We start from the raw sequence: 13357 nt of genomic DNA, 5'->3' as shown, positions 1-13357 counted from the left end.
CAGAGAAATCCACGCCATGGTGTTAAGAATGACCGATGACCAGTCAAGGCATTTTTCATCCGTCATTCTTCATCTGTCATTTTTCCCAAGGCGGCTTTCGCGCGGGCGTGGTCGGGATGAAGCTCAAGGGCCTTCCGTGCGAGCTCGTGCGCCTCGGCTTCCTGCCCAAGCGCGAGAAGAACCTCGGCGAGCGCCGCATAAAGGTCGGGGTTGTACGCGTGGCGCTCGAGGGCGCGCTCCAAAGGCGCGCGGGCCTCCTGGGGGCGCCCAAGGGCGGAGGCGGCCTCCGCCCAGCCCAGCGCAGCCTGCGTGTCGCGCGGCTTCGCACCCAGGATTTTTTCGAACTGCCCGAGCGCCTCCTCGAAGCGCTCCTGGGCGATCAGGCATTCGCCCAGCCGCCTGCGGGTCAGCCAGTCGTTCGGGTTTTCCGAAAGGGCTTCCCTGTAAAGCTCCTCGGCCTTGGCCCATTCGCCGCGGCGCGCGTAGGAGAGGCCGAGGTTGGATGCAGGAGCAATCTGCTCGCCCCCGGCCCCGATGTAGCCCAGACTTTGAAGCTTCTCACGAAGCGCCTGCTCCTCCGATGCTTCACCTGCACCGACGGGGTCTGAGAAAATTTCTCGAAGCGCGCGGCCCGGCAAATCGCTTGCGGGAAGGCCGAGTTGGTCGAGCACCGTCGGGGCGAAATCGTAGATCGTGGCGCCCTCGATGCGGAACCCCGGGCGCACCCCGGGCCCCCGCACGAAAAGGGCACCTTCCTTGCGGTGCCACGCGTCGGCGTAGCCCTCGTCCATGGAGGCCGGCAGGGTCAGGCGGTCGTGGCTGTGGCGAAAGCCGTGGTCTGAAACCACATAGACAGTGGCGTCGGGCGGCAATTTTTCCAAGATCCTCCCCACGACAGCGTCCTGATGGCGGTAGAACGCCTCGATGGCGCCCCCGTAGAGCGCCGCGTCCTCCTCGCTGACATGGGGCAGGCGCGGCGGTAGATACTCCATGCAGAGATGGCTAACCGAATCAATGCCCTGGAAATAGACCGCAAACAGGTTCACGCTCTCGCGCCGGAGCATGCGGAGGGCCACGGCCTCGTAGGTGCGCGTCTGGGCCGCGATGGCGCGCAGGTGGCCCCACGTGGTGGAGTCGTCCGGCGCCCCCCCCAGAGCGAACAGCGAAAGCACCTCCTCGTCTTTCACCGAGGACGGCTCCACGACGAGGGGAAGAATTTCTTGAAACAATTCCGGAGGATGGGTCTTGCCCTTCGGGTTGATATCCGTGGGGGTGCTTCGCAGGAACGAGATGACCGCCGTGCGGTCGGAGACCACGTAGCCCCGGATATTCTCGGCGGGGTACGAGATGAGCCAGCCGATGACGCCCGCGCTCCCGCCGCCCTCCGAGACGCGCACCCAAAGGGGCCTTCCCTTGCGGTCCGAGGTCGTGGCGAACCCGCGGTTGTCCCTCCAGAACGTGAGGATGCCGTGCTCTTCCGGGGGAAGGCCCGTGGCGAGGCTCGTCCACAGGACGGGCGATATCATGGGTTCCATGGACTCGAGAATTCCAGAGGCGCCCTCGCGCTGGAGCCGCGCGAGCGCGGGCATTTTCCCCTCGGCGATGTAGCGCTGCACCAGGTCCCAGTCGGCCCCGTCGATGCCGATGACCGCGGCGCGGCCTTCGAAGGCGGGCTTGTCGGGCGAGCAGGAAGCGAGGAAACCGAGCGCGGCGACGGTGAGAAGAAACACCGGGAAACGGCCTGCACGTCTCATGAAGCCGCTCATTCTCAAACGCTTACGTCGGCCTTCTGTGCCTTCCGCCTGCGATGTTTTCTCAAAATCGGCTCCACCTCCGAGCGCAGGAACTCCGATACCTGCTCGGGTGCGCGCCCCACGAGGTGCCGGGGATGCGTGAGCGCCTCGATTTCCCTGCGGCCCAACGGAAAGGACTCGTCGCTCGCGATGCGCTCGAGCAGGTCCGAAGGCTCGCCTTGTCGCACGCGCATGCGGGCGGCCATGGCGTGGCGGCGCAGCTTCTCGTGGAGCACCTGGCGGCTGCCGCCCTTCTTGACGGCGGCCATCAGAATCCCCTCGGTCGCCATGAAGGGCGCGTCCTCGCGCAGGCGCGCCGCGATGACCTCGCGGTTCGCCGCAAGCCCCGCGACGATGTTCCGCATGAGAACCAGCATGGCGTCGGCGGTGAGGAACAGCTGCGGCAGCACGAGGCGGCGGTTCGCCGAATCGTCGAGCGAGCGCTCGAGCCACTGGCCGGCGGCCGTGTGCGCCGTGTTCTCGGCCAGCACCATCGTGAACCGCGCGAGCGACGAGAGCCGCTCGCTCCGCATCGGGTTGCGCTTGTAGGGCATGGCCGAGGAGCCGACCTGCTCCCGCCCGAACGGCTCCTCGAGCTCGCCGAGCCCCTGGAGAAGGCGTACGTCGTTCGCGAGCTTCGCGGCCGACTGCGCAATGCCCGAAAGCGCCGAGGCCATAATGTAGTCCCACTTCCTCGTATAGGTCTGGCCGGACACGGAAAAAACCTTGGGAAACCCGAACGCCCGCGCCACCTTCGCGTCGAGCGCCTTCACCTTGGCGTGGCTCCCCTTGAACAAGGCGAGGAAACTGGCCTGCGTCCCAGTGGCGGCCTTGACCCCGAGGAACGCCGTCTGCGACGCCAGGTGTTCGAGCGCGCGGAAATCCATCACGAGGTCCTGCAGCCAGAGGCAGGCGCGCTTGCCGACCGTCGTGGGCTGCGCGGGCTGGAAGTGCGTGTAGGCGAGGGCGGGAAGCGAGCGGTGCCTCCGGGCGAAGTCCCGGAGCGCCCGCATCTCGTCGAGGAGGCGCGCCTCGATCAGGCCGAGGGCCTCGCGCGCCTGGATGAGCTCGGCGTTGTCGGTAACGTAGGCGCTCGTCGCGCCCAGGTGCAGAATCCCCTTGGCCCCGGGGGCCTGGTCGCCGAAGGCGTTCAGGTGCGCCATCACGTCGTGCCGGAAACGGTGCTCGTAGCGCGCGGCGGCCCGGTAATCCACGTCCCCGATCCTGCGCCGGAGCGCGGCAATCTGCCGCTTCGAGATAGAGAGCCCCAGCGAGCGCTGCGCCTCGGCGAGGGCCACCCACAGTTTTCTCCACGTCGTGTACTTGAAGTCGTCCGAAACGACGCGAAGCATGGCCTCGCTCGCGTAGCGCGCGACGAGAGGATTTTCCCATGCGGGGCGAGAGGACGGGCTGCGGCGCGCCATGGCGTATTCTACCACAAGGCGCGGACAGCCCTCATTCTTGACACAAGGAAGGGCGCCTCGATACAATGTACATTGTCCCACTGAGGGCGAATCTCTCCTCATAAGCAGTCACGCTTTGGGAAGGGAACGCGGCGGAACAAACGACACACGGCATGCCGAAAGACGAGGAAAAAATACTTGAATCGCTCCGCGCGCGGTGGAAGCAGGACCCCACCTCGCGGGTGTTCGCCCAATTGGCCGAAAGCTGCCGCCGCACGGGGAAATTGGAAGAAGCGGTCGAAGTGTGCCGCGATGGGCTCAAGCACCACCCGCAGTACGCGTCGGCCCACGTGACCTTGGGGCGCGCGCTCCTCGGCCTGGAAAAGCGCGACGAGGCGGGCAAAGCCCTCGAGCAGGCCCTCACCCTCTCGCCCGCGAACCTCGTGGCGAACCGCGCCCTCGGCGACCTCTACCGCGAGCAGGGAAAATTCGGCCTCGCCCTCGAGCGTTACCGCATGGTGAAAGAGTTAAACCCCCTGGACCGCGACATCGAGGCCCTTGCCGCACAGTGCGAGGTGCGGCTGACCGGAGCCGAGGAAACCGCACAAGAAGCCACGACCGATGAGCAGGCGCAAACGGCTGCTTCGGAAACACCGCCGGAGGGCGAAGTCGCCGCGGCGGAGGTCTCCGCGGAAAGCCTTCCGCAGGAAGAATTCCGCGCTGGCGCGCCCTCCGCCGCACCGGAGATGTCGTTTGACGAGCTCTACGACACGGAGGTGGACGAAGCGCTTGAAGCGGGTGCGCCTCCGCCCAGTGCGCCCTCTACGGCGGACACGGGGAAGCTCGAGGGAGAAGAACTGGCGACCGAAACACTCGCGGAGCTTTACGTGGGGCAGGGTCTTCTCGATAAGGCCGCGGGAATCTACGAGCGCCTCCTCCGTGAAGACCCGGCCAATCCCCGCTACCGGGCGCGCCTCGACGCCCTTCTTAAAGAGCGGGAAAGCGAGGAGCCTCCCGCGCCCGAGCCCGTGGCGCTTGAGAGGAATTTCGGAGAGCAGGAAAAACTCCTTGCGGACATCTCCGTCCTGCACGACCCTGACCGCAGCCAAAAAGCCGCGGCTCTCAGACGGTGGCTATCGGTCGTCGAGCGGGAGAAAAAAATGGCGTAGCCCATGCTCATAACCGTTTTGGAAGAACTTTTCGAGCGCACCGACGGCGTCATCATGGTGAGCATCCTCGGGATGGACGGCCTGCCCATCGAGCGCGTCATTCGCCCCAAGGAAGAGTGCCCCGTCTTCGAGGAGGAGCTCCTCTCCGCCGAGTACAGCACGCTCTTCAAGAACGTCGCCTCGACGAACGTGGACATCGGCCTCAAGGACACGCGCGAGGTCATCGTCGCGACCGATGAGGCCATGGTGGTCATCAACCGCATCAACGAGGACTTCCTCGTCGTATCTCTTCTTTCCGCGGAAGGCAACCTGGGCCGCGCCCGCTACGAAAACCGCAAGGCGGCCATCAAACTCCAAGGCCACCTGTAGCCATTTTCTTGCAGGCTTCCCGCCTTAAAACGATACCGTGGGTCGGCGCGCTTCTCTGCGTCCTGCCCTTCTCGTGCGCCGTGGCCGAGGAGATTTCCCGCGCGCACTACGAATCGTTCCAGGGAAAAGAGTACCATTTGAAGCGAAACGTGACGGTGATCCGCGGGAGCAAAACCTTGCTGTTCACATTCAAATTCAAAACGACGCGCGCCAACACGCTGCTTACCGCGGAAGGCGTTTACACGAGGATGCCGAAGGAGTGGCGCCGGATGGGAAAGATCACGGGGTGGTTTCAGAAAACGAAAAAGATCGGAAAGTTCTACGCGCTTCCGGCGGGTGCGTCGCATGTGCAACAGGTCGGAGTTGGACGGCGGGCGGTGCGGGTCGTCGCCGTCGTGAACGACAAAGTGCGGTTCGGAACGTTCGTCCGGCGAAGCGCGACCCGGTTTTCCGTCCGCCTTTTTCCTCAAAATCCCTGCTTCGTGGAAAAAGGGACCTACGTTTCGGTGCACCTCGAAGCCGAAAACAAAGAACAATTCGACGCCGCGTTCGCCCGGCTCTTCAGCGAAGCTCCCCTCGAAGAGACCCACGGCTGGAGCGAAGAGGACAAGGCCCTGGTGCGCGAGCGGAAACTGCGCGTCGGCATGACGCGGCCCATGGTCTGGGCGGCCCTCGGCGAGCCGACCTCGAAAAATCTTCTCGTGACAGAGGACGGCAGCGTCGAGAAACACCGCTACGCTGCCTTTTGCGGCCGCGGCGAATACCTCGTGACTTTCGAGGGCGACACGGTCGCGTCGTACGAGATCCCGATCGAGTAGGGGCGAAGAAACCGGCCATGCGCAAAACGAAAGAACGTCTCTCCCGGCGCGTTCTCCGCGCGCGCCTCAGGCGTCTGCGCGAGGCAGTGTTCAAGCCCGGAGGCGCGGACGCGCTCCTCGTCACGAACCTCAAGAACATCCGCTACCTCTCGGGCTTCTCGGGCACGACGGCGATGATGCTGGTTGCGCAGGATGCAAGCTTTTTCTTCAGCGATTTCCGCTACCGAACGCAGGCGAAGAGCGAGGTCAAGGGAAGCCGCTTCGTCGAGGTCGAGCGCGACTATCTGGAAAGCGTCGTGCAATTCATGCGGAAGCGCCGCCTCCGCTCGGTGGGCGTCGAGGGCGGGCACATGACGCTTTCGACGCTCGCCGCCATGAGAAAACTCGCGCGCGGCGGCCGCCTCCGCTTCCGGACGCTTCGCGGCGCGGTCGAGCGGCTGCGCATGGTCAAGGACGAGGCGGAGGTGGACACGCTGCGCGCCGCGCTACGCATCGCCTGCCGCGCCTTGGAGAAACTTCTTCCGCGGATCCGCCCCGGCGTGCGGGAGAGCGACCTGGCCGCCGAGCTGGAATACCTCATGCGCCGCGGCGGCGGCGAGGGCGTCTCCTTCGACACCATCGTCGCCTCGGGGCCGCGGGGCGCCCTGCCGCACGGCGTCGCCTCGAACAGGAAAATCCGCAGGGGCGAGTTCGTCATCGTGGACTTCGGGACGCTTCTTCACGGATATTGCAGCGACACGACGCGCACCTTCCACGTGGGGCGCCCGACGGCGGAGGCGAAGAAAATTTACCGGACGGTCCTCGACGCCCAGTGCCGCGCCATAGAGGGCGTGCGCCCCGGCATGCCGATGAAGAAGGTGGACGCGCTCGCGCGCGACTACATCAGGAAGTGCGGATACGCGAAAAACTTCGGCCACGGTCTCGGCCACGGCGTGGGCCTCGACATCCACGAGGCGCCCACCGTGTCCACGAAAGGCAAAGAGCGCGTCGAGCCGGGGATGGTCTTCACCGTCGAGCCGGGCATCTATCTCCCCCGCAAGGGCGGCGTCCGGATCGAGGACGTCGTCGCCGTCGGCCCGAAGGGCCGAGTCGAGAATCTGACGCGCTATCCGAAGGAGTTGGTAGTGGTGTAGGGGAACATTCGCCGATTTTTTTCATGTAGTGGTATGCGCTACCATAGAGACAGGATAGAAACTTAAACATGGTGCGGATTAAAGCGTTTTTGGTTTTCCCGGTTATCGGCGCGGCAGCCGTCATATCCGCAATGGCAACGGAGCTTTCCTCCTGCGTTGATACCCGCTTGGGAGAGCTTTCGGCAGCCGTCGTTGAGGTGCGATGCTTCGACGCGGACGGCAATCTTTCGTCGGAGGGTCTCGGCCTGCGGATCGGCCACGAAACCCTGCTCACGGTGCGGAGCCTTCTTGAAAGCGCGGCAAGATGTGAAGCGCACGCACCTGACGACAAGGCATACCCGGTGGAGGGTATCGTTGCAGAAAGCCTCGAAGCGAACGTCGTAGAGCTTCATGCACCGGGCCTGTCCGAGCGCGGCGACTTGGAAGAGTTTCCTTCCTTCGAGGAATTCGAGCACTCCGGCAAGGTGTATCTCGTCTCAACCCGCAACGGCCTAATGCAGATCACGGAAACGGAATGCACGGGCAGCTTCCGCATGAGCGACTCGAGGAAGTTCCTCAAGCTTTTGACTCCCGGCGGGCGCGAACTGACCGAAGGATTCCCGGCAGCCAATGAGCACGGCCTCGCTATCGGCCTTGTCAGCTCGATCGAGGCGGATGGCGAACGCGGCGCGGTCGTGATTCCGGCGGAGACTCTCGCAGAGCGCGCGCGGCTTACGCGCATCCTTCCGCTCTCGGAGTGGATTGAGGGCGCCGACTTCGCATGGCTTTCTGTATCTGAGCGCACGACTTTTGCAGGCATGCTTCTGCTTGATCGAGGCGAGGTCGAAAAGGCCCCATCTCTGTTTAAAAAAAGTCTTGAGGCCGAGCCCGATTCCGCCGAGGCCTTCTGCGGCCTCGGGCGGCTTCATCTTAAACGCAAGGAATGGATATCGGCGGAGGAATCGTTCGAGAAAGCGCTCGTGTCCGAGCCTGATTTTGCCGACGCGCACGTGGGCCTCGGCCTCATCGCCCTGAGGTTCGGTGACCGCAACGCGGCGATCGAGAACTATCGCACGGCCCGCGAACTCGACGAGGAAGCAGCGGGCGAATTGTTCGCGGAGATCCCGATGCGCATCCCTAGGAATCTCGAGGAATGTTTCTTGGAGCTTGACTGGATACTTCCAGAAGAAGAAAAAGAAAATATGCGCGCGGGCGCAGATACGGTTATGTATCACTTTGGCCTTGGCATGTGGATGCGCAACAACTGGGGGCTTTGGGCCGGAGACCGCTTGGCGCAGCACTTTAATGAAATGGGCATCTTTCATCCCGACGATATGTCCGCCATCATCCTGGATGCGTTTCAAGCGCATCTAAAAGGAGAGGATTTCGACCTTCAAGAACAGATCAAATATTATCAACAATATTGGGAACGCTCCCGTTCGCAACACTCTCAATCCGCAAAGGAAGAAGTCAAAGAAGATCCAAAAAGTGCTTGGGCGCACATGAGACTTGGTGCCGAATATGCTTCAGAGAAAAACTGGGAGGAAGCTATTAAAGAATTTGAGCAGTGTATTCTTCTTGACCCTGAGTTTGTTGAATGTTACGAGGATTTGGCTCGAATTCACTTCATCCTGGATCAGTGGGGGGACGGCGTTAAAGTGTGCCGGCGCGGCATAGAAGCTAATCCGGATGCAGGCTACTTGCGCACGTTCTTGGCGGACCACTACGCCGAGAAAGGCCAGTGGGAGAACGTTGTTCGTGAAATGGAAGCTTTAACAGGCTCTGAACAGTCGAAACTTTCTCCTTTGGGGCAAGCTTTCTTCCACCTAGGCCGATGGGACGAAGCCGTTGAGACTCTCAAGAAATCGCTGGAGAGCTACTCGAACGACCCGGAAGCTCTTTATTTCTTAGGTGCCTCTTACGCGCGTATAGACGACCAAGATTCGGCTGACGAAGTGTGCACGCGCCTCTCCATGCTTGACGAGGAAAAGGCGGAAGAGCTATGCGGGTTGATCCAGGGAATTGATCCTTGATAGCGGTAAGGTTCGTCCACTGCATATTGCCCTGAGAGAGATGGGGATTTAAATTACTCCCATGAAACTTCTCGACTCCCTCATCCAAATGGACACCAAGGCCAAAATCGGGTAGGATAAGATTGTTCCGCAAGCCCTCGTCAACGAGCGCGCGCGCCCATAGCTCAGCCCGGATAGAGCGCTGCCCTGCGGAGGCAGAGGTCAGAGGTTCAAATCCTCTTGGGCGCGCCATTCAAGGAGCCGGGGGCCAGTAGCCAGCGGCCAGTTATTAGTTGGGGTTTTTTCTCTTTACTAATCCCTAACGGCTAATCCCTTACCCCTATTCCCTCTCGGTGGAACGCCTGCGCGATGTCCTCCGCTACGCGCTCGAGGAGCGCGGCGTCGGGCCCCTCGGCCATGATGCGTACCTTGTTCTCCGTGCCGGAATAGCGCACGAGGACGCGCCCCGAGGCGCCGAGTGCGGTCTCGGCGCGCGCCGTGGCTTCCGAGACGCGGGGAAGACTCTCGAGGGGCGGCTTCGAGGAGACGCGGAGGTTTCTGAGAAGCTGCGGGCATTTCTCGAGCGGGGCGAGCAGGTCTTCCAGAGAGGCGTTCTCCCCGGCGAGAACGCCGGCCACCTGAAGGGCGGTCAGGAGGCCGTCGCCCGTGGTGGCGAGGTCCAGGAAAATCACGTGCCCCGAAGGCTCGCCCCCGAGGACGGCGCCGGTGCGCTGCATTTCCTCCAGGACGTTCCGGTCTCCGACCGGGGCGCGGCGCAGCGTGATGCCCTCCCGGCGGAATTTTTCCTCGAGCGCCACGTTGGTCATCACCGTGCCGACGACTGTGCGGCCGGGGAGCGCCCCGGCGCGGTCGCGGCGGGCGGCGGCGAGGTACAGGACGTCGTCGCCGTCGAATACGCGCCCCGAGGCGCCCGCGAAGACGGCGCGGTCGGCGTCCCCGTCGAAGGCCACGCCGAGGCGCGCCTTCTTTTCGACGACGGCGCGGGCGAGCCCTTCGGGATGGAGCGCGCCGCACGAGTCGTTGATGTTCCGCCCGTCGGGGTTATTTGCGATCGCGTGGACCTCGAAGCCCAGGTCGGAGAACACGCGCGGCGCCACCGCGCCGGCCGCCCCGTGGGCGCAGTCGAGCACCACGGAAAGCGCGCGCGGAGTTTTTTCGGAAAACGTCGAGGCCAGGAACGACGCGTACGCCTCGACGAACGCGGGAGATTCCGGCCCCGGGTCCCCGGCGGCCGCCCGCGGCGCCCGGTCCTCGCCCTTCGATTCGGTCCCGGAGGCCGCCAGGGCGCGCTCGATCTCCGCTTCCGCGTCCTCGGAAAGCTTGAAGCCGTCGGAGGAGAAAATTTTTACGCCGTTGTCCTCGAAGGGGTTGTGCGAGGCGGATATGACGATGCCGGCGTCGAATCCCTTGGCGCGCGCGAGGTAGGCCACGCCCGGCGTCGGAATCACGCCGGCCCGCTCCGCCGCGCCCCCCGCCGAGACGATGCCTTCGAGGAGTCGGGCCTCGATCCAGGGCCCCGATTCGCGGGTGTCCCGGCCCAGAACGACGCGTCCCCGGCCGCCCCTGGCGCGGAAAAATTCGACCAGGGAAGAACCCAGGCGGCGCAGCGTGCCCGAGTCGAGCGGGAAGACGCGGGGCGTGCCCCGGATGCCGTCCGTTCCGAAGAGGGATTCTTTCCGGCTCACGGACTTGTGCGCCCCGGCGTGCCTATCAGGACGCGCACGGACTCGGGCGAGAAAGCGACTTGAAGTTTCTCGATGGGCGGCGCGGGCTCGCCCTGGAGCACGGGAGAAAGCGTGTGCTCTCCGGCGCTCAGCCCGGATAAATCGACGGAAGCCCGGAGTGATTCCTCGGAAAGCGCCTTCACCACGGAGCGAGGGCCCTCCACCGCGGCAGAGACGGTCTCGGGCTGAAAGCGAACGGAAAGTTCTTCCTCCAGACCGGCGGCGCGGACGGGAAGGCGGCGAAAGGTGCGGGAAATTTTTTCCTCTTCCACCTGCAGGTGCAGGGCCACGCGCCTCGACGTGGGGTCGAGGCGCACGACCGGACTCGGCACCGTGACTCCGATGTCACTCTCCACGCTGTCCCGGCGGCCGTCGAGAAAGATGGGATCGGTGTAGAGCTCCGCGACTTCCTGGAGTCGGCTCTTGGGTCCTATTACCATCACGACCGAGGGATGCAGCTCCCATTTGACCATGTTGTATCCCTCCGGAAGATGGCCGACGAAGCGGGGGCGCACGGGCACCACTTTCTGGAGCGTCTCCTCCAATTCGATTGGGAGCATGGTGGGAACGATTTTAACAATGCGGGTGCCGAAGGGAAGGCGCGCGCTGCTTGCGTCCACTGGCACTTGATGGAGTCCCGGCCCGAGCCTCGAAAGGTCCACCCGGAGGTCGATGTCCTGCTCGCTGAGCTGGCGCAGCGTGGAAACGGGCCCCTCCACCTGCACCGAGACCGTGGTGGGATGCTCCCCCACGTTTTCCAGGTACAGGGGAATGTTTTGAAGCCGCAAAGACACGGCGGAGTATTCGACGACGGCCTCCTCGTCCACGGCGAAGTGAAACCAGACGACCACCGCAAGGCACAGGGCAGCCGCCTTGACGGGCCAGTTGTCAACGAGGCGGCTGCGCGTCATGAGGTCTTTTCCTCTCCCAGCAGGCGCCGCAGATGGTTGCGGAGCTTCTCGGCGTCGAGGTTTTCCGAAATTTCTCCCGAGAACGCAAGCGAGACCGTCCCGCTCTCCTCGGACACCACGATGGCGATGGCGTCGGTTTCCTCCGTGATGCCGATGGCGGCGCGGTGCCGGGTGCCGAACTTGCGGCTCAGGGTGGGGTTGAGCGTCAGGGGCAGATAGCACGAAGCGGCCGCGACCTTGTCCTCCTGAATGACGATGGCGCCGTCATGGAGCGGGGTGTCGGGTGCAAAGATGTTCACGAGAAGGTCGTACGAGAGGCGCGCATCGAGCTGGATCCCCGTTTCCATGTAGGTGCGCAGCCCCTGCCCCTGCTCGATGACGAAAAAAGCGCCCAGCCGGCGCGCCGCGAGCGTCATGACCGCCAGAACAATCTCGTCCACCTTCGTCGAGGGCGTGGTCTGCAGCAGGGCGCGCAGCGGGTTGACGCCCACCGCCGCAAGCGCCCGCCGGATGGTGCTCTGGAAGATGACGACGATGGCAAAAGGTAAGATGGGGAGAAGATATTTCAGAATGCGGCTGGTGGCCAGAAATCCAAGCTGCTCCGCGCCTACGTAAAGGAGCGCCAGCACGACGATGCCCCAGAGCATCGGGAGCGCCCGCGTGCCGCGCGCGAAGCGGTACACCTGGTAAAGGATGAACGCCACGAGCAGGATGTCGAACGCATCGATCAGGGTGAAGGTTCGGAGGGCGTCAGCAAACATGGAGGGCCTGGGCCTCTCCCTCGTCCTCGCCCGGGACAAGTCCCGTGGGGGCGGCCCCTGCGACGGCTTGCAGGGCGTCGAGAACGCGCCGCGCCGCACGCACGTCGTGGGTGCGGAAGATGCGCACCCCCTTGAGGTACGCGAGCGCCTGGGCCGCGAGCCCGCCTTCGAGCCGCTTCTCGACGGGAAGTTTCAAAATTTTTCCCAGGAACGATTTCCGTGACACGCCCACCATGAGCGGCCGCCCCAGCGAGCGGAACGCCTGCGCGTGGTTGAGAAGAACGAGGTTGTGCTCGACGGTCTTTCCGAAACCGATTCCCGGGTCCAACACGACGCGCTCGCGCGCCACGCCGGCCCGCTCGGCGGCCTCGATGCGCTCGCGGAAAAACTCCGCGACGTCGAAGAGCACGTCATCGTAAGAGGGATTCTCCTGCATCGTCTCGGGCGTCCCCTGCATGTGCATCAGGATGACGGGGGCCTTTGCCCCGGCGGCGAGCGGAAGCATCTCCCCGTCGGACCGGCCGGCGCTCACGTCGTTCAGGACGTCGGCCCCGCCCTCGATCGCCGCGCGCGCCACGGCGGCCTTTCGCGTGTCCACCGAAAGAAGGACGGGAGAGCGCTTGCGGACCGCTTCGACGACGGGCACGACGCGGCGCAGCTCTTCGTCCTCGGGTACAGCCGAAGCGCCGGGCCGCGTCGACTCGCCCCCCACGTCAATCATGTCCGCGCCCTCTTCGGCCATCTCGAGCGCCCGCTCCACGGCGGCCTCGACGTTTGGGAGGCGCCCGCCGTCCGAAAACGAGTCGGGCGTGACGTTCAGGACACCCGCGACGAGGGGGCGGTCGCCGAGGGGAACCTTGCGACCGTCGGCGAGGGGAAGGTGCGGCGCAGAGCGTGAAAAATTCTCCAGGGCCTCGCGCACCTGCCTGCCGACCGCGGGCAGCCCGAACGGCTGCTCCTGCAATTTCTCCGCCAGGGCCTCGACGGCGCGGCGGGTCGCGCCGAACACCACGTCCCCCCGGCCTTCCCGAAACAGGCTCACGTCCATCGAGACGGCGGCGTCGTGCCCCAGCGAGAGAAGCTCCTGCTTGAGCACGTTGGCCGCGCGGTGTTCGAGGTTTCTGATCTTGACGAGGAAAAACGAGAACTTGGGCACCATGTACTCGAAGCCGCCGGCGTGCACCTTGGCCGCCTTCATGAGCGCCACCACGTCGCGGGCGGCACCGGCCGAATCGAGAATGAGCACAGAGGGCATCGAGGCTCC

General features: G+C 64.3%; 11 protein-coding genes and 1 tRNA gene. 6 read left to right on the top strand and 6 right to left on the bottom strand.

All coding sequences use genetic code 11. The annotated features are described in order from the left end of the window. Nucleotides 1-62 precede the first annotated feature (62 nt). Both JSV08_07510 and JSV08_07505 read right to left on the bottom strand, forming a co-directional pair. Complete coding sequence (locus JSV08_07510) at nt 63-1754, bottom strand: alkaline phosphatase family protein (GenBank protein UCF80350.1); 1692 nt, start codon at nt 1752-1754, stop codon at nt 63-65. Between the two features lie 14 nt (nt 1755-1768). Further along, complete coding sequence (locus JSV08_07505; GenBank protein UCF80349.1) at nt 1769-3217, bottom strand: adenylosuccinate lyase; 1449 nt, start codon at nt 3215-3217, stop codon at nt 1769-1771. 152 nt (nt 3218-3369) lie between these two features. Between JSV08_07505 and JSV08_07500 the strand changes: the two genes are divergently transcribed. The 6 genes from JSV08_07500 (at nt 3370) to JSV08_07475 (ending at nt 8928) form a co-directional block, all read left to right on the top strand. After that, nucleotides 3370-4365 (top strand): tetratricopeptide repeat protein, encoded by a 996-nt coding sequence (locus JSV08_07500; GenBank protein UCF80348.1) that lies wholly within the window; start codon nt 3370-3372, stop codon nt 4363-4365. Between the two features lie 3 nt (nt 4366-4368). Then, nucleotides 4369-4734, top strand: a complete 366-nt coding sequence (locus JSV08_07495; protein UCF80347.1) for a hypothetical protein — start codon at nt 4369-4371, stop codon at nt 4732-4734. Between the two features lie 8 nt (nt 4735-4742). After that, nucleotides 4743-5552, top strand: a complete 810-nt coding sequence (locus JSV08_07490; protein ID UCF80346.1) for a hypothetical protein — start codon at nt 4743-4745, stop codon at nt 5550-5552. 17 nt (nt 5553-5569) lie between these two features. Further along, complete coding sequence (locus JSV08_07485; GenBank protein UCF80345.1) at nt 5570-6685, top strand: aminopeptidase P family protein; 1116 nt, start codon at nt 5570-5572, stop codon at nt 6683-6685. A gap of 68 nt (nt 6686-6753) precedes the next feature. Then, nucleotides 6754-8697 (top strand): tetratricopeptide repeat protein, encoded by a 1944-nt coding sequence (locus JSV08_07480; protein UCF80344.1) that lies wholly within the window; start codon nt 6754-6756, stop codon nt 8695-8697. 153 nt (nt 8698-8850) lie between these two features. After that, nucleotides 8851-8928 (top strand) — tRNA-Arg (locus JSV08_07475). Nucleotides 8929-9002: 74 nt separating this feature from the next. Here JSV08_07475 and glmM read toward each other — a convergent pair. From glmM to folP, 4 genes are read right to left on the bottom strand one after another with little or no spacing between them, the layout of a single operon-like run. Beyond that, complete coding sequence (gene glmM, locus JSV08_07470; protein UCF80343.1) at nt 9003-10382, bottom strand: phosphoglucosamine mutase; 1380 nt, start codon at nt 10380-10382, stop codon at nt 9003-9005. Beyond that, complete coding sequence (locus tag JSV08_07465; GenBank protein ID UCF80342.1) at nt 10379-11332, bottom strand: hypothetical protein; 954 nt, start codon at nt 11330-11332, stop codon at nt 10379-10381. The genes glmM and JSV08_07465 overlap by 4 nt, the downstream gene beginning before the upstream one ends. Next, a complete protein-coding gene (gene cdaA, locus JSV08_07460; protein UCF80341.1) occupies nt 11329-12093 on the bottom strand; it encodes a diadenylate cyclase CdaA in 765 nt (254 codons plus the stop codon). Before cdaA ends, JSV08_07465 begins: the two co-directional genes overlap by 4 nt. After that, nucleotides 12083-13348 (bottom strand): dihydropteroate synthase, encoded by a 1266-nt coding sequence (gene folP, locus JSV08_07455; protein UCF80340.1) that lies wholly within the window; start codon nt 13346-13348, stop codon nt 12083-12085. The genes cdaA and folP overlap by 11 nt, the downstream gene beginning before the upstream one ends. Between the last annotated feature and the right edge of the window lie 9 nt (nt 13349-13357).

This window comes from Acidobacteriota bacterium (assembly GCA_020349885.1).
Classification (GTDB): Bacteria; Acidobacteriota.
The sequence above is the reverse complement of the archived record's forward strand: the minus strand, read 5'-3'. Positions and strand labels throughout refer to the sequence as shown.